Here is a 24136-nt window from a genome sequence, read left to right as displayed (position 1 = left end):
ATTTAATGCCGTGAATCCGGGTTTGGACGTTTTTGCATTTCTCCTTTTTGATTTGTGAGGGCGATGTATGGCGGTATCAGAAAAAAATAGTACGTTTGTATATCTTTTAGATAACAATGTGGTACCATGAAAAAAATATTCTTTCGCTTGCTGTTGCTGATGACAGCTTCCTATTGCTGGCTTCCTTTGTATGCATCGTTATCGGTTCCGGCCGATGATTGTAATCATCAACTGTATTACACGGCTCCTGCTTCCATTTGGGAAGAGACACTCCCTTTGGGAAACGGTAGGCTTGGTATGATGCCGGATGGGGGAGTATGCCGTGAGCGCATTGTCTTGAATGAGATCTCTCTTTGGAGTGGTTCGGAGGCTGATTATAGTAATCCTGATGCGGCAAAGAGCCTGCCTGCCATTCGCCAACTTTTGTTTGAGGGAAAGAACCGAGAGGCGCAGGAACTGATGTATCGCAGCTTTGTGCCTAAAAAAGAGGAAGCGGATGGAAGGTATGGTACTTATCAGATATTGGGTAACCTCGACTTGGAGTTCGATTACCCTTTGCTGAAAGCCAAAGAGGAAAGAGAAGTTGCCGTTGCATTACAATCCGATGCTCGCCCGGTGGACTATCGTCGGGGACTGAATCTGCGTGATGCCCTGGCATATACTGCTTTTACGCTGAACGATGTCGCTTATCGGCGCGAATATTTTATTTCTCGCGAGAAAGACGTTATGTTAATACACCTGACAGCCGGACGTAAAGAAGCTCTGAATTTTTCTGCCCGTTTGAGCCGCCCCGAGCGTGCTACTGTCGCCATCGAAGGGAATACGCTCTTGATGAAGGGAATGCTCGACAGCGGACAGCCCGGTCGGGACGGAATGAAATTCCGTGTTGCCATGCGGCTTGTCTCGAGGGAGGGGAAACAGACAATGGATGCCGAAAGGGGTATTGCTTTGGAGAAGGGGCAGGAAGCTTGGCTGGTGATTTCGGCAACCACTTCTTATGAAGCGGCAGGCACCGACTTCCCCGGAGAATGCTATGCTTCAGTTTGCGACAGCCTGCTGGATGAAGTTGTACCTTCCGGTTCTTCATTCGCCAAACTGAATGCGCGGCTGGAACGAACGATGAAGAAAGAAACGGTTCACCGCTTGCTTTACGACCGTGTTTCCCTCATCTTGCCCGTCACGGAAGATGATGCACTTCCCACTAACGAGCGTATCCTTCGCTTTGTGCAGAAAGAATCTCCCGGACTGGCCGCTCTGTATTATAACTACGGACGCTATCTGCTCATCAGCAGTACTCGTCCAGGCAGTCTGCCCCCCAATCTGCAAGGGCTTTGGGCAAACACGTTGCAGACGCCGTGGAACGGCGACTATCATACCAACATCAATATCCAGATGAATCACTGGCCGTTGGAGCAGGCCGGCCTTTCGGAACTCTACGGGCCGCTCATCACTTTGGTGGAGCGTCTTTTGCCTTCGGGTAGAAAGACTGCCCTTGCTTTCTATGGCGACAAGGCCGAGGGCTGGGTGCTCCATATGATGACAAACGTTTGGAACTATACCGCTCCCGGAGAACATCCGTCTTGGGGAGCGACCAACACCGGAGGGGCATGGCTTTGCGCCCATTTGTGGGAACACTATCTTTATACGCAAGACAAGATGTACTTGCAACGCATTTATCCGATTCTGAAAGGTGCTGCCGACTTCTTCCGCTCCACGATGGTACGTGATCCGGCGAACGGATGGCTGGTCACCGCTCCTACTTCTTCGCCGGAGAACAGCTTCTACATGCCCGGAGACAGTCTGACGCCTGTGAGCATCTGCATGGGACCTACGATGGACGTGCAACTGCTGACGGAGCTCTATTACAATGTTATTGCTGCCGCTCTTACGCTGAATCGTGACGCGGACTACGTGAAGAAGCTGCAAACCGACCTGAAAGAGTTTCCGCCTATGATTATCAGTAAGGACGGGTATCTGCAAGAGTGGCTGGAAGATTATAGAGAAGTTGATGTGCACCATCGACACGTTTCTCATCTGTACGGTCTGCATCCCGGAAATCTTATCTCTCCGACCAATTCACATAAAATGGCCGAGGCATGCCGTGCCACCCTGAATCGTCGTGGCGATGGAGGTACGGGCTGGAGCCGTGCATGGAAGATAAACTTTTGGGCCCGTCTGGGTGATGGCAATCGTGCGTGGAAGCTTTTCAAGAGCCTGTTGAATCCGGCGGTAAACGCTAAGACAGGGCGGCATGGCAGTGGCACTTTCCCCAATCTTTTCTGTTCGCACCAGCCTTTCCAAATAGACGGCAACTATGGTGGTGCCGCAGGTATCGGCGAGATGCTTTTGCAGAGTCATGAGGGTTTTATCAATCTGCTGCCTGCTTTGCCTGATGGCTGGAGTACCGGGAGTTTCCGTGGCATGCGGGTTCGCGGCGGTGCTGCCGTCGATCTTGACTGGAAAGATGGCTGGGCAACGAAAGCTGCCATTACGGCTCTTGTTTCGGGCAGGTTCATCGTGAAAACTCCTGCGGGAGTAAGTCTTGCAAAGGTGTCGAAGAATGGAAAGATACTTGAGTTCAAGGATGATGCCTTTGCATTGGATTTGAGAGCCGGAGAATCCTGTAAAGTAATGTTCTTTTAATCTTGGAGGCATGAATCGTGTCACACTTGCTTTGAAGCGTCCTTTCGTCTGGTTGCGGCGGTTTCGCTATCGCTGCGGCTATGGAGTACACTCGCCTTTTGCCTTTAATTTGATTACGCAGGTGATTTATGAGAAAACACCTTACTATAAATACAAGGAATTGGCGGAAAAAGAACAGGCATATAAGAAAGGCGGACCGGGGACGGATGAATCGGAAAAAGTGAAGCGGCTTCTGTTCAGGTTGGTGAACTATGCTCAGCCTGATACGCTTGTCGATGCCGGTACTCTTTCTGCTTCCTCGCTCTATCTGAAGAGCGGACGAGAAGCGGCAAACTATATTTCCGCCTCTTCGGCTTCCGAACTTTTCCGGAGAGAGGACATTGTGGTCGATTTTCTTTATTTGCACAACTATCGTCAGCCGGAGTTTGTGGAAGAGGTGTTCGATATCTGTGCTGCCCGTGCAATGCCGAAGTCGCTCTTTGTGGTTGAAGGTATTCGTTATACTCCGCAGATGCATGTTCTTTGGAAACGCATGAAACAGGATGAACGGGTGGGCGTAACTTTCGACCTTTATGATTTAGGTATCCTCTTTTTTGATAAAACAAAGATAAAACAAGATTATATCGTCAATTTCTGATTCTTAAAACATACTTATATCGGTTACTAATGAAAAAGAGCTTTATTTATACCAAAACCGGAGATAAAGGTACAACTTCGCTTGTAGGTGGTACTCGTGTGCCTAAAACGCATATCCGGCTCGAGGCGTATGGAACGGTGGATGAATTGAATTCCCATCTCGGAGTCCTTATTACGTACCTCTCTGACGAGCAGGATAGGAAATTCATGCAGCAAGTGCAGAACAAGCTTTTTGCTGTAGGTTCTCATTTGGCTACCGATCGTGGGAAAACCGAACTTAATGCGGCCGGTGTCATTCATACAGAAGATGTGGAGGCTATGGAACGTGAGATTGATAGGTTGGATAACCTTCTTCCCGCCTTGTCGGCTTTTATCCTTCCCGGAGGAAGTAGGGGGAGTGGGGTGTGCCATGTTTGTCGTACAGTGTGTCGTCGTGCCGAACGTCGGATTTTGGCTTTGGCCGAGCAGGTGGAAATCTCTTCGGAATTAATAGCATATATGAACCGTTTGTCTGATTATTTATTCGTTTTGTCTCGTAAAATGAATCAAGATGAGAAAAAAGAGGAAATATTTTGGAATAATCGTTGCAAGTGAAATTTTTTATTATACTTTTGCCGAAAATTAGAAGTAGGACTTATATTTACAGTTTAAGACTTAAAAACTATGTATTGGACATTGGAATTAGCATCCAAATTGGAAGATGCTCCTTGGCCGGCAACCAAGGACGAACTGATAGACTATGCCATGCGTTCGGGCTCTCCGCTTGAAGTGATTGAGAACTTGCAGGAAATGGAGGATGAGGGCGAAATTTATGAAAGTATAGAAGATATTTGGCCTGACTATCCAAGTAAAGAAGATTTCTTTTTCAACGAGGAAGAATACTAAAATCGTCAGATAAGCTAAACAGTTAAATAGCAGTGCGATAAACAGTGGAAATTTGTTTATTGCGCTGGTGTTTTATGGGGGCAGATGGCGCAATTTGTTTGTCCTCAGGAATATGTGATTAAGTTGAGTGTTAATCTTGTTCCTCTATCCACTCTCTTAATTTTGCTTGTAGCAGCTGTTTATCAGAAAGGCTCATTAATGCACCTCTCATGTTGCTTTTCAACTTGGTAATAAGCTGTATGCCGTCAACGAATAGTCTTTGGAAGAGGCTCTTGCTGATATATCCCTTATTATCTCCAACCAACTTGCCGTATATGAATTCCACGAAACGATTGTACGAGACAACTTCCGGAAACAGATGGCGAAGATGCTTGCACACCTTGTCAAGGTAGAAATGCTTCAGGCAACGATAGCCGGAGTCGTGGAAGAGAATCATGATAAGCATGATTTCCGCCTTTGACATTGTGGAATTGCGATGATATTTCCTCTTGCCAACTGATTTTAGCGTGTATTTTGCCATCATTGCATCAAAAAACTTGAGAAGTCATCTGCCATACAAAATATTTCTGTAATTTTGCTCTCGGTGATCATAGCGATTTTTATTTGTAATTCTTTGTATTTCACTACTATAAAGTTGCAATAAATTTCGCTAATCACCAAATTTACAAGCTCTTATAATTCATCGAGCTCACGTTGTTTAGAGATTGTTTTGATGTTATTTCGGTTTCTTAATTCCCATTCATGATTATGATGAACATCCAGGAAGGAACAACACGTCGGTTGCCGGCGCTGAAAGAAAGGTGCCTGCCCGAAACATGCAGGGCGGAAATCGGTGAACTGATGACGGAAATTTACGGTTACAAGCAATTTCGCAAGCTTGAAATCTATAATGATTTATTTAAGGGAAAAGATAAACTCAGTATCTCGCAAGGACAGTTGATAGAGAGTGTCGTTCTTGAAGCGGAAAAGGCGCAACGGGCGGAACCGCAAGTGGATAATATTTTGCTGACCGCTCCTACCGGCTCGGGTAAATCATTGTTGTTCCAGCTTCCTGCCATTTATCTGGGGAGAAAGTATAAACTGCTGACTATCGTCATATCTCCATTGAAAGCTTTGATTGTAGATCAAGCAGAAAACCTGATGGATCTGGGGTACACCCGTGTGGCGTATGCCTCTTCCGACCTTTCACCCGAACAGAAAGCCGAAGTCTACCGTCGGGTGCGCGAGGGCGAGATTGATTTGTTCTATCTTTCACCGGAGTTGCTCCTTTCTTATGACATCAAGCACTTTGTCGGTGAACGTCGTATCGGTTTGGTGGTTATCGATGAGGCGCACACGGTCACTACGTGGGGAAAAGAGTTTCGGGTGGATTATTGGTTCTTAGGCCGTTATTTGAAAATCTTGAAGCAGAGCCTGGGGTATAATTTCCCGCTGTTTGCGCTTACGGCTACGGCTGTATGGAATCCGAAGGGAGGCAATGACATGGTGTTCGAAACCATCCGTTCTTTGCAAATGGAACCATGTGTGCTGCATGTCGGTACGGTAAAACGAAGAAATATCGGTTTTGACATCCGGCAGATGCAGATAGAAGAGGGGGAGACCTACGACAAAGCCAAACAGCGTGTGGTCTCTGCCCGTATAGATTGCTTTCTGGATGCCCATAAGACGTTGCTCTATTATCCTTTTGCCGGTGGAATAGACATGCGGTTGAAGACGTGGGTGAAGCCTGCCGACCGGCATCTTGTGGCTTCTTATTACGGCAAAAAGGACAAAGAGCAGAAAGCGGCCATCGTACAGGAGTTCAAAGAGGGAACCAAGAAACTGATTATAACCACCAAGGCTTTCGGTATGGGAGTAGACATCAGTGATATCGATCGTGTATATCATGTGGCTCCGTCCGGCACGTTTGTCGATTATATTCAGGAAATAGGCCGTGCGGCGCGCGACGCAAATATTCAAGGAGTCTCTGCTACAGATTATCACGAGCGCGACTTCTATTACATGAAGCGTTTGCATCAGACCGGCAACATCGCTCACGAACAGTTGGCACTCATTCTGCGGAAGTTGATGGAGGTGTACCGGATGAAGGGCGAAAAGCCTGAAATGCCGGTGTCTCTTTCCGATTTTGAGTTTGTGGTGAAGCTGCCGCGTATGAAAAACAAATTGGAATATGAGGCGGAGTTGGGGCAACTCATCAAGACGGCTTTGTTGTGGTTGGAAGAGGACATAGAACAGCGCTATGGTACAAGCCTGTTTGAAGTCTCTCCCAAGAACCTGTTGACCGAGGGGTATGTGCAGGACAAAACAGGTGATGCCTTTGCCCGCGAGTTCGGTGCTTATCTGACTGCCGTTGAAGGCGAGGAGGGCGTTTATAAAGCACGCCTGGAGGAGATTTGGGAAGCGCGTTTCCCGGAATTGGGCTACAAAGAGTTCAAGCAGAAACTCAACAACGGTACTTTGTTGGAAGGTTCTCGTGCCGTGTCGGTGGGTAAGCATGAAGTGCTGCTGAAGGAGGATGCCGGCGAGATAGGCCGGCGCATGGACGCTTTGTTCAAAGACTTGACGTCAATGATGAAGATGGCTCTGATCAAGTCGAAAGGCAAGTTCGATGAAGAAGAGCTACGTACCGTCTTTGCCGGGCATGGCATGGATGTGCGTTCTGCCAAGCGTTTCATAGGCTCGCTGTTGGAGAGCCGCACTGAAGAGGGGCGCAGCGTGAGCTATATCAGCAGTGCGAAGAAGAAAGATTCCAATGAGCTTTCTTTTACGGTGACAAGAGGTTTCGATTTGCTTTTATCCCGTTTTCAAAAGCTATGCGCTCAGCGCATTGTAGGCAATAAGGGCGACCGTCTGCTGTTTTATTGTACTCCGTTCTCTGACCTGAATATGCTTCTCAACCTGCTTTCCATGCTCGACTGCCTCTCGTTCAGTGTCGAAGGTGGTGGTATTCCTTGTGTCTTTATACGTTTTAATGATCCTGATAGATTGAACCAACTGGCATCCGGCGAAAGCTATCGCAATTTCATCTTGGATACCAACGAACAGATTTTTCAGGAGCAGATTGAACTGTTCACCTTTTTCTTTGGTACAGACCGTTTGACGGACGAACAGCGTTGGGGCTTCGTAGAAGATTATTTCACGGGAACGGGTGTGGAAGAATTGAAAAAGAAGTTTTCCGTTCTCTGAAAAGCCAGCCTCTCGTCTCCATTGGCCAGAAAGATGATGCCGCAATATTGGAAGCCATGTTTCTGCAGGATGTGTTGCAGGATACGATTATCCCGATGAGTATCGGCACGCAGGTTGGGGATTTGCTTGTAGCACCATTGCAGGCAGGCTTGTGCCACCCCTTTACCGGTCTCTGTGCCTGCCAGTCGATGAATCACGCCATAAGGAGAAATGTCATCTGCCCACTGTCCTTCGTAAATATGTGTATAAGTGGGGTCATTGCCCCGGATAAAAGCGAAAGTCCCGATAATCTCTCCGGTGTTGTCGATGCATACGTAGCTGTTTCCTTTTTCGATGTCTGCCATGATTATCTCTTTGGAAGGATAGTTGCCGGTCCATTGCCTCATATTTCCGCTTTTCCGCATGATGCGTTTGGCTTGCTCGAATACGTCCATCAAGACGTCCACTTCTGCGGGTTCTGTTTTTCTGATTGTTATCATAGGTCGGTCGGCTGACACACTTCTTCCGGGGAGAGCGGAAAGAGTGGGATTCAAACCCACGGAACAGCATAAGCCGTTCGCCGGATTTCGAGTCCGGTCCATTCGATCACTCTGGCATCTTTCCTTCAATTGCGATGCAAATGTAATCTGTTTTACGATTCGTTGTTCTTTTTTTCTCCACTTTTTTTCTCCGGAGAGCTCGATTCCTGTGTTTTTGTTTGGCCGTGCGTCTCCTTTTTCTCTTGAGGAGAATAGAAAAAAGAATATAAATGACTGTAAATAAACAAATAAAGAAATGCTTTTACTCTATTTGAAAGATTTTTGTATATATTTGCCTCGTAATTTATATCTGTTTAGATTTGGCTCGACATCATTTCGAGCTCCTTTTTGAGGAAAATCCAAGCAGGCTTTTAAACTCGACTCATTATGAAAAAAGTATTTGGTTCTTTAGTGATAGCCATGTGTTGCATGCTTGTGGCTATGCCCGCCCGTGCTCAATTATTGAAGTGGGGTATCAAGGGCGGTGTAAATCTTTCGGAGATTGATTGGAGTGGCGGATATGCCGGAAACAAGAATCATTCTACAGGTTTCTTTATCGGGCCGATGGCCGAGCTGACCATTCCCATAATAGGCTTGGGCGTTGACGGAGCCTTGATGTACTCGCAAAGAGGAGATAAATACGATGTTTCGGGAAATTCCCTCTCCGGCTCGGTCGACGCAAGGCAGCAAGGCATTGAGATTCCTGTCAATTTGAAGTACACAATCGGTTTGGGGAGCTTGCTTGGCATATACATTGCAGCGGGTCCCGATTTCTTTTTCAATTTTAAAGACATAGACCTGAAGACTTCCGGAGGTACGGTGAATACCGATGAAGCGGCCAATTCGAAGAAGGCGCAGGTCGGCCTCAATGTAGGGGCGGGTGTGAAGCTTCTGAAGCATCTGCAGATAGGTATCAACTATCAGATTCCGATGGGCGATACCTTTTCTATCAGTGGCGCTGCAAACACCCTATGGCAGGATGTTTTGGGTAAGAAAGCCAAAACAAAGACCTGGCAGATTTCGGCCACTTATGTCTTTTGATGCGGCGGTATCCATCAGATTGTGTAAATAGAAAACTACGAGAGAAATCCCGTAGTTTTCTATTTACACAATCTGATGGATAGACCCAAAACATGAAAGCAAAAAGCTTTTGTGTTTTCTGAAGACTTGTGGGCAATGTCTTTTGGGGCAGGTCTGCCACGGCTTTCCGAATCAACACCCCCATTTCTGCGGCTTCCAAAGCCCTTTTACGATCAGCTCTCGTGCCGGTATACACACGTTCGAACAGGCGGGGGATGTAGGCGGCATACCCCTTGTCGACAGCCCGGTTATAGGCTGAACGCACTGTTTTTATATAAGTGGATACGGTATTCCAGCTACAGTTGCGATGGCGCAGATACATCTCGAATTCTTTCAGCAGCATAGGGGTAATTTTATTCAGGGGCTGTTCTTCGTGCTCTCTGAATGCTTCGAAAGTATTCAATGTGGCTTCATAAATATGGGCTGTTCCCCATCTTCTGTTCTCTCGAAGTTCTCCGGCAATTGCCGACAACATTTCTTGTAAAGTCTTCTTTCTCATAATAACGTTTTGTTTTTAATACTTAATATAGAGGCATGACTGCTTGTCAAATCATCTCTTCCGTATCAAGCCCATACCAACTCCGTGCCTGCTCCATGTCTATAGGAATGAAAAAACGACGAACCTGATGCGGAGTTGATGCGGAGTTGATACGGAGCAGATACGGAGCTGATACGGAGCTAATACGGAGGAACCTCCCTGTTGCTATTCGCGGAGAAAAGGTCAACCGGTAAAAGTTTTCTCCCCAAAGAGCGGAATTTTATTTGGAAGAATGGATGCAAACTCTCATTAACAGCCAATTGGACACTCGTTCCTTAATAAAAATATACTTTTTGATGTAATCTTTTAAGTTAGTTATAAAAAAATAGCTCTTTTATTTGCTTGTTTATCGAAAAACGCTTATGTTTGCGCAGAATTTCTTCCGTTACCTGCGAAGTAACGGGGTTTGATTGTGTATTAAGAAGATGAGGGTTGACGAACCCTCAATAGTGATTTTGTTAACTGTTTTTGTTTTTTTATAAATTAAATTCATTCTATTATGAACAAGAAGTATCTAAGTGTAATCTTGTTTGGAGCCTTAATGACGGCTTCTACAAGTTTGTTCACATCTTGTAAGGACTATGACGACGATATCAAGAACTTGCAAGAACAGGTGGATAAAAAAGCTTCGTTAGAGCAACTAACTGCGCAGGTAACAACTTTGCAGAATTCAATCAATGATGCAAAGAGCGAAGCTACAGCTGCTAAGACAGCTGCCGAAACCGCCAAAACCGAAGCGAAAAAGGCTTTGGACAAGGCTAATGCGAATCAAGGAGGAGTAACGGCTGCCGAATTGGCTGCTCTGAAGGAAGCTCTGGAAAAAGCTGACAAGGACTTGAAAGCTCAAATTGACAAGCTGGCCACTTTGGAAAAACTTTCCGCAGAGGTTACTGCTCTAAAGAAAGAAATGGACAGTAAGATTGCTGCCTTAAAGACCGAAATGGACGGTAAGTATGTTAAGACAGCAGATTTGGCTGCTAAAGTGGATGCTCTTACAGCCAAGTTGATGACTGTACTCGGACATCGTTTGTCTACGCTGTCTGTAATAACTACTTCGCACATCAACGGTATTGCAGCTATTTCATTGACTACTTTGCAGTACACGCCGCAGAGGTATCAGGCTCTTCCGGATCACACCACTCCTCATGCCACTCGTCCTGTATTGGATCACGTAAACGCAGGGACTCCTCTTTACATCTCTACAGACAACAACGAGGCTTATTTCCACGTAAGCCCCAGTGTAGGTGTTCGCACGCAAGATGTTGAGATGCCTTCTTTCGATTGCATCATGTCTGAAAACATCGTGACCAGAGGTGCCACTATTAAGGAAAACGACCCGGTTAAGCCCGTATCTTATTCTATCGACAAGAATGTGATGACTGTGAAGTTTAAGAAAACAGTTGTAGGTTCTATCATGGGTACTCAGCTTAGCCCGACAAACAACAGGGAAACATTCCACATGGTTTCTTTGAAGACTCCTATTGCCGAGGCTAATTATACAGCTCAAGAAAAAGAAGCCGGCAAAAAAGTATATGTGAACTCTGAATATGTTCGTCTGCACGAAAGAATTAAAGTTCCTTATATCGCCAATAGCAGAACTGATTTCAGCAAACCGGTTGCGGTGAATGAGTTTGCCGATGAAGTACAGACCGACCTTACTGAACAACCGAATCCGTTCTACGTGCACTACAGTGACTCTGTAGATATGTATAAATCGCTGGCCAATATTAGAGTAGATTACAAATGGCAATACAACAAGCCGCTCGACCTGAAGAAATTGGTAACTGTCTGTGTAACCGATGCTACCGATGGCTTGAAGAACCACGCCGGCCATTCAGAGCTGAAGAACTACAAAGATTATGGTTTGACTTACCGTTTCTACAAGGCTGCTGCACCGTATATTACAAAGGGTGGTCCTGAAGGGAATACCAACTTGACCGACCAGCAGAGATTTGCTCAAATCGATTCTCCGGCAAACGGTATCCTGACTTCAGGAGTTTATACCATCACCGATCCTAATGCTACTTCTGTAGGTCGTGAACCGATTATCCGTGCTGAGTTGATTGACTCTGTGAACAAGAAACTGGTGGCTATCCGTTACTTCAAGATTAAGTGGGTGAAAGAAACGGGCGAACGTCCTATCTCTATTGCTCTTAACGACGAAATCTATAAGTGTGGCAATTATGACGGTGTTATCGGCACTCAGTACATGAATGAGAAGATTTATGCTCAGGCTAAGGAAGGTGGTATGACGAAGCAAGAATTCCATGCTGTTTATACCGATCCCGGCTTCGACGGAACAAGCGGCAAGGGTCAAGGAACTGCTACGATCAGAATAAACTCTGAAAGCGGTGTAGATTCTTATAACATCATCTGGACATTGACTCATACAGATATCGTGACTAAGTATCCTGATTGGAACAAGCAGGAAAAGATGGACTTCTCTAAGATTATCTACTGGAGAGATCCGTCAGGTGCATATCCTACTTTGGTTATTACGCTGACACGTACTATCTACAAGCCGGTATTCAACTTGTGGGGCTATGATGGTCGTTATTGGAAGCAAGGTACCGATTGGTCTGTATTCAACGTGAACCCGATTGTTTACAATACTACAGAGTCTAACCCGGCTTGGGGTGCCAACACAACGAACAACCCGACTTGTAACATCTATACCGACTTGTTGAACGGTTACTTGGATGACCTTGGCAAGAAACCGACTACCGGTGCCGATGGTGCTATCTGGTATGCAAATAAGAACGTGGCCGGTAAGAAGTTCTACTATTCAGTAGATTATCCTACTACTGCTCCGGGACATTTGGGAGTAGCAGGTGCACCCACTTACGAAAAGAATGGTGTACGCTTCATCTTCGATGCCGAGAAACTGGCTACGGTTGCTTATAAGTATGACTACTTCAATGGAACTAAGGTTGTTCCGATGAGCGCAACTGTAAGTCCCGATGGTACACGTCTGTATATCAACGCCGAGCTTGCTGCTACAATCGTTAATACGACACCGAATAATCTGGATCCGACAGAGTTGACTTACAACATCAAGTTGGAAGAAAATAATCCGGCTCACACTCCGTTCTCTGACCTTCTGAATGACAAACCGACTGAAGCCGCTAAAGCTATCGTAGGTAAATTAGTGCCTATCAAGATGGTTGCCGACCTCTGCTATGATGGTCCTCACGCTCGTGCTCACACAGTTCTGATTAAGGCATATGATGCATTCATTATTGAGCCGTTGAAGGTGAAAGAAGGTACTACGGATAACTTTACGGATGCTACTATCACAGGTAGTACAATCAGTGTGAAGAACGCCTTTACTTATATTTCTTGGAATGCTGACGCCAGTGGTAATTTCTACACCGTGAAGAGAGTAGGTACTCCGTTGGAAGTCGCTTTGTGGAACTTCTATGAAGCAACCGAAGCTATATGGCAGACGGATAGAATCACTTCTAACTTGAAACTCGTAGGCGGTAACTTGATTCCGACAGCAGGTGTAACAAATGGTCCGCTGCCTTCTAATACGAAAGTTACTTACGACTCGACGAAAGAAGAATTGACTTACTACAACTACAGTGGTACTCCGGTTAACTGGGACTACAAACTTTACATCCCTGTTAAATTCGGTTACAAGTGGAAGACTTTCACTAAGACATTTGAAGTGATTGTTAAGAAGAACGCCGGTACTCCGGGTGAATAAGTGTTGTCTATCGTCAAGATAATCAATAAATAAGGAAAGAGGGTGTTCTCTGGTGAGGGCACTCTCTCTCTTTTAATAAACGAATGAAAAATATGAAAGCAACTTTTTGGACAGTATTGATGATTGTTTGTTTGTCCGCATTGTATTCGTGCGGCAATATGGGCTCCGGTTCTAAATCGGCGGATGAATCTCATCCTTTTGCCGGAACATTTTATACGGAGACCGGAATACGCTTTGAATTGCACGAAGACTCTACAACCCTCATCACATTCTCTGACTCGGTGACGTATGAAAGTACGTGGAAAGCCTGCAAATCAGATGACAATTTGGAGTATGCCAACATCGAGTTTGCCGGTAATCAGGAATTCTATTACCTGAGAAAAGGAAAACTCTATCGCAGCGAACGCGAAATGAGGCATGAAACCATGGGGGTAGAGGTGAAGTATCAGTAAACGGACCAATATTTTGCCGACAGAATTAGGCTGTCTCCTTTCAATAAAAAGGAGGCGGTCTTTTTTTTATTCTCTCTTGCTTTGTCGTATCTTTGCCGTCAAGATGAAGAAATTCGTGGATGTCATATTGCCATTGCCTTTGCACGGTAGTTTCACTTATTCCTTGCCGGAAGAGTGGGCGGATGAAGTACGGGCGGGATGCCGGGTGGTGGTGCCTTTCGGACGGAAGAAGTACTATACGGCGATTGTGTGTAAGGTGCACCGGTGCGCGCCCACCGAGTATGAGGTGAAAGAGGTCTCGGCATTGCTGGATGCCGCCCCGATACTGCTTCCCGGGCAATTCGCTTTTTGGGAATGGCTGGCCGATTACTATCTCTGTACTTCGGGTGATGTCTATAAGGCGGCCTTGCCATCGGGGCTGAAGCTGGAAAGCGAAACAATCGTGGAATATAATCCGGATTTCGAATCCGAAGTCCTCCTTCCGGAGAAAGAACAGAAGATTCTGGATATACTTTCGGCCGAACCGGAACAGAGCGTCACCAAATTGGAGAAAGAAAGCGGTATCAGGAATATCCTTTCTGTGGTGAAGGCGTTGCTCGACCGAGAAGCCATCTTTGTGAAAGAAGAGTTGCGGAGTACTTACAAGCCTAAGACGGAAATCTGTGTGCGCCTGACTGCTGCCGCGAGCAATGAGCGCCGGCTGCATTTCTTTTTCGACGAGTTACAGCGCCGGGCGTCCAAACAGTTTGAGCTGTTGATGAAATACATCGAACTTTCCGGTTGCCCGGGAGGGAGCGAGGTAAAAGAAATCTCCAAAGCAGAGTTGTTGCAGCGTGCGTCTGCCACCCCGGGTGTATTCGGCGCATTGGTGGAGCGTGGCGTCTTTGAAGTTTATTCTCGGGAAGTGAATAGGCTGAACACGGTACAAACCAAACAGCCGGTTCCCGTCAATGAGCTGAACAAACATCAGCTGCAAGCACTCTATGATATACAGGAGAATTTCCGGACAAAGAATGTCTGTCTGTTGCATGGGGTAACGGCAAGCGGCAAGACCGAGATTTATATCCATCTGATAGAAGAAACCATCCGTAGGGGGAAGCAAGTGCTGTACCTTTTGCCGGAGATAGCTCTTACCACCCAGATTACGGAACGGCTGCAACGTGTCTTCGGCGCTCGTCTGGGCATCTATCACTCTAAATTCCCGGATGCGGAGAGAGTAGAAATCTGGCAAAAACAGTTGACGGAAGAGAGTTATGATATCATCTTGGGGGTACGTTCTTCTGTATTCCTTCCTTTTCGTAACTTGGGGTTGGTCATTGTGGACGAGGAGCATGAAAACACTTACAAGCAACAAGACCCTGCCCCTCGCTATCATGCCCGCAATGCGGCCATTATGCTGGCATCAATGTGCGGAGCCAAAACCCTGTTGGGCACGGCCACCCCTTCGGTAGAGACTTGGCACAATGCCTTGTCGGGTAAGTATGGGCTGGTGGAGCTGAAAGAACGGCATAAAGAGCTGCAATTGCCCGAGATTATTCCTGTGGACATCAAAGAGCTGCACCGCAAGAAGAGGATGAACGGCCCTTTCTCGCCCTTGCTGCTGCAATACGTGCGCGAGGCGCTGGAGCGGAAAGAGCAGGTCATTCTGTTCCAGAATCGTCGCGGCTTTGCTCCCATGATAGAGTGTAACACGTGCGGGTGGGTGCCCAAATGCAAGAATTGTGATGTGAGTCTGACCTACCATAAGGGGCTGAATCGGCTGACTTGTCATTATTGCGGTTATACCTATCAACTTCCGCGCGCCTGTCCGGCATGCGAAGGCGTAGATTTGCGCAATCGCGGGTTTGGCACGGAGAAGATTGAGGACGACATCAAAGTGCTTTTCCCCGAAGCCCGTGTGGCCCGGATGGATTTGGATACAGCCCGTACACGCGCCGCATACGAACGCATCATTTCCGATTTTGAGCAGGGGAAAACGGATATCCTGATAGGTACGCAGATGGTATCCAAGGGGTTGGATTTCGACCGCGTCAGTGTGGTGGGGATTCTCAATGCCGACACGATATTGAATTATCCCGATTTCCGTGCTTACGAACGGGCCTTCCAGTTAATGGCGCAGGTGGCGGGGCGTGCCGGACGGAGAAGTGGACGGGGAAAGGTGATATTGCAGACCAAAAGCGTGGATCATCCCATTATTTCGCAAGTCATTGCCAATGATTACGAGGCCATGGCCGGCGGACAGCTTGCCGAGCGGCAGATGTTCCGTTATCCGCCATATTATCGGCTGGTGTATGTCTATCTGAAAAACCGGAACGAGACGTTGCTCGACCTGATGGCGCAAACCATGGCGGCCAAGTTGCGTGCCGTTTTCGGCAGTCGGGTGCTGGGTCCTGATAAACCGCCCGTGGCACGCGTGCAGACGTTGTTCATCCGTAAGATTGTCTTGAAAATCGAGGCAACGGCTCCGATGGCACGTGCGCGCGAGTTGCTTGTGCAGGTGCAGAAGGAGATGGTGGCCGAAGACCGTTTCAAGTCACTGATTGTTTATTACGATGTAGATCCCATGTAGGGACTTTTAGAGGTTGTTTATCCATTGTTGTGCAGGCAAGCGACCAATGATGTGCAGGCCATCGGTCGATTATATTGGTCTCAAGTAGAAAACCTGTTGAGTTCAAGGAGAAAAGTTGTATGAGAAGGGGAAGTAAACTTGTGCTTTGCCTGAGCAAAATATCTCATAAGAGAAGCTAAAATAAAATTAAAACAGATTCTGATTTCAAACAAGAATTGCGATTTAGAAGCGTTTAGTTATCATATAGGAAAAGTTTTTGTATCTTTGCGAGAAATAGTAAAATATAAAATAATTAAGGAGTATGTTAAAGGCAATTGTTCTGAGAGACTTCTTTTCCTTTAAGGGTGAAAAGGAGATTAAATTGAAAGATGGCCTAAATCTTCTATTGGGTATAAATGGAAGTGGAAAGAGTTCTTTCATTAACTCCTTACGTATACTGAGTGAAGGAATTGTAGGTGAAGGCTTAGTAAAGCTTATTCAAGAGCAATGGGGTGGATATGACCAAGTTGTAAATTTTAATGGTGATAGAAAAGCTCCATATGCACAAATCACATATGTGTTTGATTATAAAAAGCTGAATGCTATTAACATTGCTGCAGATTTTAAATCGGATGTATATTACCGTATAACAATCCGCCAATCAGGCACTAGTTATACATTAAATGAAAAAATGTATACGGAGCATAAAAGGAGAACAGGCTCATCATTTACATATTTGGAGTTTAGTAACGGCAATGGTAAAATCAGCACACGTACTCAAGATTCAGCAATTTTATTTCAAGATTACACAGATAGTGATATCTCCGGGCAGGAATTAATTCTTCGCCAAATAAATGACCCGAAACATTATTTACCTGTTCATACATTACGTAAAGCGATAGAAGCGTTTTCTGTGTATAGTAATTTTAATGTAGAGGAAGGTAGCAGGGTGCGTTCCATTACTGAGTTTTCAACAGATGTCCGTTTAAGAAAAAATGGAGCAAACCTATCTCAGATTTTAAATCTGCTTAAACTTAATCACACCTTTGATTTTGCCCGTTTAGAAGACACCTTCAGGAATATCAATCCCAATTTTAAGAGTATAGAAATTACCAATTTGTATGGTCAATCATATTTATCATTACTCGAAAAAAATATGAGTCGTGCCATAGGAGCCTTACACATATCGGATGGAACATTAAGATTTTTGCTGTTAGAGAGTGTCTTTTACAATCCCTTGCGTGGAGCATTAGTGGCAATAGATGAACCGGAAAGAGGATTGCATCCTGATATGATTCGTTCAGTAGCTGAAATGATAAAGTATGCTGCCGGACAAACCCAAGTTATTGCCGCAACTCATTCACCACACCTCTTAAATCAGTTTGAACTGGAAGATGTTCTTGTTTTTGAGAAAAATGAAGAAAATTCTACAGTCGTTCGCACTGTGTCAGAAGATGATTTCCCTGATTGGGAGGGGGATTATCTGCCGGGGCAGATGTGGCTGTTAGGTCAAATTGGCGGCAAAAGATGGTAAAGTTAACTTTAATAGTTGAGGGCGGTGTTTACACCGAAAATGTATCTGCGGAAACCGCAAATAATGCAGAAGCATTAAGGGAGTCGCTGTATAAGTTTTTTACAAGATTACTTGGCAGAGATGATGTTGAAATAACAATCTTTATGGGAAAGGGATACCGTAATGCGACAAAACTGTTCATTGAAACTTCGACAACGATAGGGCTTTTTGTTGATTCAGACTTGCCTCCGAAAAATAAACATTTATGGTTTAATAAATTGACAAATAGTGAACATCCTGAAAAAACGATTATAATCCCTGAGGGGAAAAGGGAAGCCGTTTTTTTTATGATTCAAGAAATGGAAGCTTGGTTTCTTAAACAACCATATTGTTTGGATGAATGGGCCCAAAAAGAAGGATACACGAAAAAGGATAGTACAAATATTGCAGGACATTCAATTTTGAAGAATAAGGATGTCGAAGAAATATCTAAACCTTCTGAAAAATTAAAGATAATAATGAAGCGTTTTTTTATAAATATCAAGAATAAGAAAAGTGCAAGGTATGGAAAACTTAAAACTGCACCGGTATTATTAGACGCTTTAGATGTTACAGCATTAAAGGCGTTGGACAATGAATTGCAACGTTTTTGCTTGTTTATAAACAATTGACATAAATATCTGGATAAATCCTCCTCAATGACAAACTTTCATTGAGGAGTGATAGCAACTCGTTTAGCTTCTTTTTCTTTCTGGACACCCTTTCTGATGTAGAATAACCTGTGGCGGCAGTTGATTGTAAAGCACTTCCATGGCGCTTATTTTTTTAGTTCGGGATAACTGATGCGGGTATGATATATCGTTTTAAGTTTTTCCTTGAACACGTTTTTTACTGTGTCGATATCCTTGAAGGTGATGGGGCATTGTTTGAAGAATCCTTCTGCCACCTGCGAGTCTATGATCTTGTCCACAAGGTTGCCGATGCTCTCTTCGGTATATTCGGGAAGGCTGCGTGAGGCTGCTTCGACAGAATCGGCCATCATGAGGACTGCCTGTTCTTTGGTGAACGGGTTGGGGCCGGGGTAGGTGAACAGTTCCTCGTCGGGCTCTTCGCCCGGGTGCTCGTTCTTCCAAGAGATATAAAAATACTTTGTCTTGCCGCGGCCATGATGAGTGGTGATGAAATCTTTGATGACTTTGGGCAGATTGTGCTTTTCCGCCAGCTTCAGTCCGTCCGTCACATGGCTGATGATGGCTTGTGCGCTCTGCTCGTAACTTAGGTTTTTATGCGGATTGACGTTCCCCGACTGGTTTTCGGTGAAGAACACCGGGTGCTCCATCTTCCCGATGTCATGATACAGTGCTCCGGTACGCACCAACTGGCTTTTGGCCCCGATGCGGTTGGCGGCTTCTGCGGCAAGGTTGGCGACCTGCATTGAGTGCTGGAACGTGCCGGGAACAGTTTCGGCCATGCGGCGTAACAAGCTGTTGTTGATATTGGACAGCTCCACCAACGTGACATTGGACGTGAAGCCGAAGGTTTTTTCCACGAGGAAGAGCAAGGGGTATGCAAACAGCAGTAAAATCCCGTTGATGATGAAATAGGTGTACATGCTTCCGTTGAGTTTCGACAAATCGTTTTCCGTAATCAATTCGAAGGCCAAGTACACGGCTGCGTAGGTCAGTATCACAAGGAAAGCGGTGCGAAACAGCTGCGAACGTTGTGACAGTTCCCTCAGGCTGATGATGGCGACTAATCCGGCGGAAAGTTGCAGAAGAATGAATTCGTGCGGATAACGCAGGCAGATGGAACATATCAGTATGGTGGTCACTTGGGCGGTGAATGCCGTGCGCGAATCGAGGAAAACCCGTATGATGACAGGCAGCATGGCATACGGAATGATGTAGACATTGAAGAAATTGTTGGCAACCATGATGGCTGTCAGCACACAATAGAATGTGACTGAAGCAAAGAGTAAGGAAAGGCTGCCTCTACGCTTGTAGTAGTCTTTGCGGAATAGATCGAGATAGAGCATAAAGCACAGCATGAAGATGCCGGTGAACAGAATCTGCCCGGCCAGTATCAGTCGTTTTTGTCCGATGGACTCGCTGCGCTTGATGGATTCTTTCCGAAGGCTCTCGAGTATGTTGTATGTCTCTTGACTGACGATTTCTCCACGGTCGATGATTTTCTGACCGCTCAGTACGATGCCGTTGGCCCATGAATAGTCGTTGAGTATCTCTTTTCGGGCGGTTTCTGTCCGCTGCTTGTCGTAAGTCAGATTGGGGAACAAATATTCGTTCAGGGAACATTGGCGAAGAATCTCCGGCCGGTATTTACTGCTATCGGCGGTGAGGATGTAGTGGTAGGCATCTTTCACCGAGTAGACCTTTTCCGTGAGTTGCTGATAGGCCATTTTGTCCTTGATTATCATGATGGAAGCGACGCTGTCTTCATATAAATTGTTCAACTCTTCGGTGGCAACGATGCCGGCACGATATATCTCGGATAGCGTTCTTTCCAGAAAACGGACATAGTCTGTGGAGGGAAGCAACTCGCGCAGGTGGCTTTGATAGTCGGTTTTCAGTTTGGCAAGGGCCTTCTTTTCAACCTCTTTGTCGAACTGGAAATAGGGCTGGAAAGAAGATAAGATGCTATCTTGTTCGCGCTTCACCACTTCGTCGGCTTTGTATATCGGGAAGTCGAATGTGGCCATGAGTTGTCCGTATTTCCAAGGCTTGTCGATGTCAAATTGATAGTTGAATTTACCGTCTCGGGGCAAAAAATAGACAATAAGCCCCACTGTGCCGATGAAAATCAGTGCTCTGTATAGCAAATCTCTCAGAGAGAATTCTTTTTGGGGATTGAAGTAACTCATAACGACTGAAATTTTTGCGAAAAGTACGAAAAAAAACATTAGTGTGAAAAAAAAGGCTTAATTTTGCCATTCAAAAGCATATTTAATGCAGAGAAACCGATAAATAAGGGATTAAATATTTATAAGTTAAGATAAGGTATGGCAGAAAGAAAGGTCAGAGTCCGTTTTGCTCCGAGTCCTACGGGAGCGTTGCATATTGGTGGCGTGCGTACAGCTTTGTATAATTATCTCTTTGCCCGCCAGCATGGCGGTGACTTGATTTTCCGTATTGAGGATACGGACTCCAACCGCTTTGTGCCGGGTGCTGAAGAGTATATTCTGGAGTCTTTCAGATGGCTGGGCATTCCCTTTGACGAAGGAGTGAGTTTCGGTGGAAACTATGGGCCGTATCGCCAGTCGGAACGTCGGGAAATATACAAGAAGTATGTGCAGGTTCTATTGGAGGCAGGGAAGGCATATGTGGCTTTCGATACCCCACAGGAGTTGGAAACCAAACGTGCCGAAATTGCGAATTTCCAGTATGATGCCTCTACTCGTATGCAGATGCGTAACTCACTGACCCTTTCCAAGGAGGAAGCGGATGCCTTGATCGCTGCCGGAGAGCAATATGTGGTGCGCTTCAAGATTGAACCGGACGAAGATATACACGTTAACGACCTGATTCGCGGCGAAGTGGTGATAAACTCGTCTATCCTTGACGACAAGGTGCTCTATAAATCGGCCGACGAGCTACCTACTTATCATTTGGCGAATATTGTGGACGACCATCTGATGGAGGTGTCTCATGTGATTCGCGGTGAAGAATGGTTGCCTTCGGCTCCCCTGCATGTATTGCTCTACCGTGCTTTTGGTTGGGAAGATACCATGCCAGCCTTTGCTCACTTGCCCTTGTTGCTTAAACCTGAAGGTAACGGAAAATTAAGCAAACGCGATGGTGACCGTCTGGGCTTTCCGGTTTTTCCGTTGGAATGGCATGACCCCAAATTGGGGGATGTTTCTTCGGGGTATCGCGAGTCGGGATATTTGCCGGAGGCGGTAATCAACTTCTTGGCTTTGCTGGGATGGAATCCCGGTAACGATCAGGAACTGATGACGATGGACGAATTGGTGAAACTTTTCGATTTGAGTCATTGCAGCAAGTCGGGTGCAAAGTTTGATTATAAGAAAGGTATTTGGTTCAATCATGAATACATCATGATGAAACCTGATGAAGAGATTGCTTGTTTATTTAAGCCGGTGCTCAAGGTCAATGGCATTGATGCGGACAAATACAGCGATGAGTTCTTGGCCAAAGTGGTTTCTCTCGTGAAGGGCCGTGTGAACTTTGTAAAGGAATTGTGGGAGCAAACCCGTTTCTTCTTCATTGCTCCTACCGAATATGCTGAAAAGGATGTGAAGAAGCGCTGGTCCGAAGAAACGCCCCGCATCATGACAGAGCTGATGGATGTATTGAAGGGCATCGCTGATTTCTCGTCCAAACCTTCGGAGGATATTGTCATTGGCTGGATTACGGAACGTGGCTATCACATGGGTAATGTGATGAATGCTTTTCGCCTGGCCGTGGTGGGAGAGTGCAAAGGTCCACATATGTTCGATATTACCGAATTGATAGGAAAGGAAGAAACGCTGGTTCGCATACAATGCGCCATCGATATTCTGAAATGAAATGAATAATGAAAGAATTGTAGTAGTATGCTATACAATCTTGCCATAGTCGTTTATGATTTTTTGGTACATTTGGCTGCTCCGTTCAGCCGGAAGCCCCGGAAGATGATGAAAGGACATTGGGTGGTTTACGAACTGCTTCGCCAGCAATTGGAGAAAGAGAAACGTTATATTTGGTTTCATGCCGCTTCTCTCGGAGAATTTGAGCAAGGACGACCGCTGATAGAACAAATTCGTGCCCAATATCCGGATTATGGCATTTTGCTAACTTTCTTCTCTCCCTCGGGTTATGAAGTCCGTAAAAATTACAGGGGAGCCGACGTTGTTTGTTATCTGCCTTTCGATAAACCTCGCAATGTAAAGAAGTTTTTGGATATTGTGAATCCTTGTATGGCTTTCTTTATCAAGTATGAATTCTGGAAGAATTATTTGGATGAATTGCATAAACGCCGTATTCCGGTATATAGCATTTCTTCCATCTTTCGTCGTGGGCAAGTGTTTTTCAAATGGTATGGCGGTGCGTATAGGCACGTGTTGCGCAACTTCGACCACTTGTTCGTTCAGAACGAGCGCTCTAAGCGCTATTTGGCAAAGATAGGCATCAATCGTGCTACGGTGGTAGGGGATACGAGGTTCGACCGTGTGCTGCAAATACGTCAGGAGGCCAAAGAGTTGCCTTTGGTGGAGCTTTTCAAGAACAATACGATGACGTTTGTGGCAGGAAGTTCTTGGCAGCCGGATGAAGATTTGTTCATAGAATACTTTAACGAGCATCCGGATGTGAAGCTGATTATCGCTCCGCATGTCATCGATGAGAATCATCTGGTGGAGATAATTCGTAAGTTGAAACGTCCCTACGTGCGGTATACCCGTGCGGATGAGAAAAATGTATGTAGGGCTGACTGTCTGATTATAGATTGTTTCGGGCTACTCTCTTCCATTTATCGCTATGGCGAAATCAGCTATGTCGGAGGCGGTTTCGGCGTGGGGATACACAATACGCTGGAGGCTGCGGTTTATGGCATTCCGGTCATTTTCGGACCTAAATACCAGAAGTTTCAGGAAGCTATCCATTTGATTGAAGCCGGAGGGGCTTTCTCGGTGAAGGATTATGATGAGTTGAAGGGTCTGCTCGACCGTATGCTGTCAGACAAAGAGTTTCTGCATGAAGTGGGGGTGAATGCCGGTAAATATGTGACCGACAATGCCGGAGCAACGGATAAGATAATGAGCATGATTAACTTTTAGTGCTTTGGGTGAGAAGAAAACTCTGATGGCTTTAATTGGCCTCGAATGTCGTGGAGAGGAATGTATGTCAGTCAGCCGGAAGATTTTCTCGGCTGACATGCGTTATTACTCTTTGTACCAATTGGAATACATCAGATAGTTGTGAGCGATTTTCTCATTCAGTTCTTTGGCTTGGGCAGGATCTACCTTCTTGATAAATTTGGCAGGGACTCCTCCCCAGATACTGCCCGGCTCGATAATGGTGTTGCTTAGTACCAAAGAACCGGCCGCCACAATGGCCCCTTCACCGACAATGGCATGGTCGAGTATGATAGAGCCCATCCCTACCAAAGCATAGTCCTTGATAGTGGCTCCGTGTATGGTGACGTTATGCCCTACGGACACGTGGTTGCCTATTTCTATGGTTGACTTTTGGTACAATGTGTGAAGTACGCTTCCGTCTTGAATATTTACTCCATTACCGATGCGAATGGAATTTACATCTCCTCGCAGTACTGCACTGAACCAGACGCTGCAATCGTATCCCATTTTTACATCGCCGATGATGGCTGCATTGTCAGCCAAAAAACAATTCTCTCCTATTTCGGGGGTGAAGCCCCTTACTGATTTTATGATTGCCATTTTTTTTAGTGATTAG

Annotated in this window: 17 protein-coding genes, 1 tRNA gene and 1 pseudogene; 13 read left to right on the top strand and 6 right to left on the bottom strand. The window is 45.7% G+C overall.

Annotation, left to right across the window (positions count from 1 at the left end; genetic code table 11):
* The first annotated feature begins 159 nt into the window (after nt 1–159).
* From C4H11_RS06190 to C4H11_RS06175, 4 genes are all read left to right on the top strand, one after another.
* Nucleotides 160–2643 (top strand): glycoside hydrolase family 95 protein, encoded by a 2484-nt coding sequence (locus C4H11_RS06190; RefSeq protein ID WP_234819907.1) that lies wholly within the window; start codon nt 160–162, stop codon nt 2641–2643.
* 10 nt (nt 2644–2653) lie between these two features.
* On the top strand, nt 2654–3280 hold the full coding sequence (locus C4H11_RS06185; protein ID WP_106040890.1) for a hypothetical protein: 627 nt from the start codon (nt 2654–2656) through the stop codon (nt 3278–3280).
* Nucleotides 3281–3309: 29 nt separating this feature from the next.
* Nucleotides 3310–3873: a cob(I)yrinic acid a,c-diamide adenosyltransferase gene (locus C4H11_RS06180; RefSeq protein WP_106040889.1), complete on the top strand. Its 564-nt coding sequence runs from the start codon at nt 3310–3312 to the stop codon at nt 3871–3873.
* Between the two features lie 69 nt (nt 3874–3942).
* The gene (locus C4H11_RS06175; RefSeq protein WP_106040888.1) at nt 3943–4164 is read left to right on the top strand and encodes a DUF2795 domain-containing protein; all 222 of its coding nucleotides are present in this window, start codon (nt 3943–3945) and stop codon (nt 4162–4164) included.
* A gap of 160 nt (nt 4165–4324) precedes the next feature.
* Here C4H11_RS06175 and C4H11_RS06170 read toward each other — a convergent pair.
* Nucleotides 4325–4755 (bottom strand): annotated as a pseudogene (locus C4H11_RS06170) (transposase); the annotation flags it as partial.
* 159 nt (nt 4756–4914) lie between these two features.
* Here C4H11_RS06170 and C4H11_RS06165 point away from each other — a divergent pair.
* The gene (locus C4H11_RS06165) at nt 4915–7350 is read left to right on the top strand and encodes a DEAD/DEAH box helicase (RefSeq protein WP_106043168.1); all 2436 of its coding nucleotides are present in this window, start codon (nt 4915–4917) and stop codon (nt 7348–7350) included.
* Here the strand turns inward: C4H11_RS06165 and C4H11_RS06160 are convergent.
* Together C4H11_RS06160 and C4H11_RS14160 are read right to left on the bottom strand one after the other, a co-directional pair.
* A complete protein-coding gene (locus C4H11_RS06160; RefSeq protein ID WP_106040887.1) occupies nt 7296–7829 on the bottom strand; it encodes a GNAT family N-acetyltransferase in 534 nt (177 codons plus the stop codon). The genes C4H11_RS06165 and C4H11_RS06160 overlap by 55 nt on opposite strands.
* 35 nt (nt 7830–7864) lie before the next feature.
* A tRNA-Ser gene (locus tag C4H11_RS14160) sits at nt 7865–7953 on the bottom strand.
* Nucleotides 7954–8255: 302 nt separating this feature from the next.
* Between C4H11_RS14160 and C4H11_RS06155 the strand changes: the two genes are divergently transcribed.
* A complete protein-coding gene (locus C4H11_RS06155) occupies nt 8256–8909 on the top strand; it encodes a porin family protein (RefSeq protein WP_106040886.1) in 654 nt (217 codons plus the stop codon).
* On the opposite strand, the gene C4H11_RS06150 is transcribed toward C4H11_RS06155, so the two are convergent.
* Nucleotides 8818–9447 (bottom strand): phage integrase SAM-like domain-containing protein, encoded by a 630-nt coding sequence (locus C4H11_RS06150; RefSeq protein WP_106040885.1) that lies wholly within the window; start codon nt 9445–9447, stop codon nt 8818–8820. The two genes, C4H11_RS06155 and C4H11_RS06150, sit on opposite strands and share 92 nt — an antisense overlap.
* 538 nt (nt 9448–9985) lie before the next feature.
* On the opposite strand from C4H11_RS06150, the gene C4H11_RS06145 reads away from it, so the two are divergent.
* The 5 genes from C4H11_RS06145 to C4H11_RS06125 all read left to right on the top strand — a co-directional run bounded on the left by C4H11_RS06145 (nt 9986) and on the right by C4H11_RS06125 (nt 18379).
* The gene (locus tag C4H11_RS06145; protein WP_106040884.1) at nt 9986–13195 is read left to right on the top strand and encodes a hypothetical protein; all 3210 of its coding nucleotides are present in this window, start codon (nt 9986–9988) and stop codon (nt 13193–13195) included.
* A gap of 92 nt (nt 13196–13287) precedes the next feature.
* Complete coding sequence (locus C4H11_RS06140) at nt 13288–13647, top strand: hypothetical protein (protein WP_106040883.1); 360 nt, start codon at nt 13288–13290, stop codon at nt 13645–13647.
* A gap of 103 nt (nt 13648–13750) precedes the next feature.
* On the top strand, nt 13751–16216 hold the full coding sequence (priA, locus tag C4H11_RS06135) for a replication restart helicase PriA (protein ID WP_106043166.1): 2466 nt from the start codon (nt 13751–13753) through the stop codon (nt 16214–16216).
* A gap of 301 nt (nt 16217–16517) precedes the next feature.
* Nucleotides 16518–17729 (top strand): AAA family ATPase, encoded by a 1212-nt coding sequence (locus tag C4H11_RS06130; protein ID WP_106040882.1) that lies wholly within the window; start codon nt 16518–16520, stop codon nt 17727–17729.
* The gene (locus C4H11_RS06125) at nt 17723–18379 is read left to right on the top strand and encodes a DUF4276 family protein (protein ID WP_106040881.1); all 657 of its coding nucleotides are present in this window, start codon (nt 17723–17725) and stop codon (nt 18377–18379) included. Before C4H11_RS06130 ends, C4H11_RS06125 begins: the two co-directional genes overlap by 7 nt.
* A gap of 146 nt (nt 18380–18525) precedes the next feature.
* Here C4H11_RS06125 and C4H11_RS06120 read toward each other — a convergent pair whose 3' ends face one another.
* On the bottom strand, nt 18526–20586 hold the full coding sequence (locus C4H11_RS06120) for an HD family phosphohydrolase (RefSeq protein WP_106040880.1): 2061 nt from the start codon (nt 20584–20586) through the stop codon (nt 18526–18528).
* A 138-nt stretch (nt 20587–20724) separates the two neighbouring features.
* On the opposite strand from C4H11_RS06120, the gene gltX reads away from it, so the two are divergent.
* Nucleotides 20725–22251 carry a glutamate--tRNA ligase gene (gltX, locus tag C4H11_RS06115; protein WP_106040879.1) on the top strand — a complete coding sequence of 509 codons (1527 nt, stop codon included), beginning with the start codon at nt 20725–20727 and terminating at the stop codon, nt 22249–22251.
* Nucleotides 22252–22278: 27 nt separating this feature from the next.
* Complete coding sequence (locus tag C4H11_RS06110) at nt 22279–23499, top strand: 3-deoxy-D-manno-octulosonic acid transferase (RefSeq protein ID WP_106040878.1); 1221 nt, start codon at nt 22279–22281, stop codon at nt 23497–23499.
* Between the two features lie 105 nt (nt 23500–23604).
* Here the strand turns inward: C4H11_RS06110 and C4H11_RS06105 are convergent, their stop codons facing one another.
* On the bottom strand, nt 23605–24120 hold the full coding sequence (locus C4H11_RS06105; RefSeq protein ID WP_106040877.1) for a gamma carbonic anhydrase family protein: 516 nt from the start codon (nt 24118–24120) through the stop codon (nt 23605–23607).
* Between the last annotated feature and the right edge of the window lie 16 nt (nt 24121–24136).

The sequence above is a fragment of the Bacteroides zoogleoformans genome, from assembly GCF_002998435.1.
Lineage (GTDB): Bacteria > Bacteroidota > Bacteroidia > Bacteroidales > Bacteroidaceae > Bacteroides > Bacteroides zoogleoformans.
This window is presented reverse-complemented; position numbering and strand designations above follow the sequence as displayed.

Coding starts and splice junctions, on each gene's coding strand:
- C4H11_RS06155 (WP_106040886.1), top strand. CDS start 8,256: ATGAAAAAAGTATTTGGTTCTTTAGTGATAGCCATGTGTTGCATGCTT.
- priA (WP_106043166.1), top strand. CDS start 13,751: ATGAAGAAATTCGTGGATGTCATATTGCCATTGCCTTTGCACGGTAGT.
- C4H11_RS06165 (WP_106043168.1), top strand. CDS start 4,915: ATGAACATCCAGGAAGGAACAACACGTCGGTTGCCGGCGCTGAAAGAA.
- C4H11_RS06180 (WP_106040889.1), top strand. CDS start 3,310: ATGAAAAAGAGCTTTATTTATACCAAAACCGGAGATAAAGGTACAACT.
- C4H11_RS06150 (WP_106040885.1), bottom strand. CDS start 9,447: ATGAGAAAGAAGACTTTACAAGAAATGTTGTCGGCAATTGCCGGAGAA.
- C4H11_RS06110 (WP_106040878.1), top strand. CDS start 22,279: ATGCTATACAATCTTGCCATAGTCGTTTATGATTTTTTGGTACATTTG.
- C4H11_RS06120 (WP_106040880.1), bottom strand. CDS start 20,586: ATGAGTTACTTCAATCCCCAAAAAGAATTCTCTCTGAGAGATTTGCTA.
- C4H11_RS06185 (WP_106040890.1), top strand. CDS start 2,654: ATGAATCGTGTCACACTTGCTTTGAAGCGTCCTTTCGTCTGGTTGCGG.
- C4H11_RS06175 (WP_106040888.1), top strand. CDS start 3,943: ATGTATTGGACATTGGAATTAGCATCCAAATTGGAAGATGCTCCTTGG.
- gltX (WP_106040879.1), top strand. CDS start 20,725: ATGGCAGAAAGAAAGGTCAGAGTCCGTTTTGCTCCGAGTCCTACGGGA.
- C4H11_RS06140 (WP_106040883.1), top strand. CDS start 13,288: ATGAAAGCAACTTTTTGGACAGTATTGATGATTGTTTGTTTGTCCGCA.
- C4H11_RS06105 (WP_106040877.1), bottom strand. CDS start 24,120: ATGGCAATCATAAAATCAGTAAGGGGCTTCACCCCCGAAATAGGAGAG.
- C4H11_RS06145 (WP_106040884.1), top strand. CDS start 9,986: ATGAACAAGAAGTATCTAAGTGTAATCTTGTTTGGAGCCTTAATGACG.
- C4H11_RS06130 (WP_106040882.1), top strand. CDS start 16,518: ATGTTAAAGGCAATTGTTCTGAGAGACTTCTTTTCCTTTAAGGGTGAA.
- C4H11_RS06160 (WP_106040887.1), bottom strand. CDS start 7,829: ATGATAACAATCAGAAAAACAGAACCCGCAGAAGTGGACGTCTTGATG.
- C4H11_RS06125 (WP_106040881.1), top strand. CDS start 17,723: ATGGTAAAGTTAACTTTAATAGTTGAGGGCGGTGTTTACACCGAAAAT.
- C4H11_RS06190 (WP_234819907.1), top strand. CDS start 160: ATGACAGCTTCCTATTGCTGGCTTCCTTTGTATGCATCGTTATCGGTT.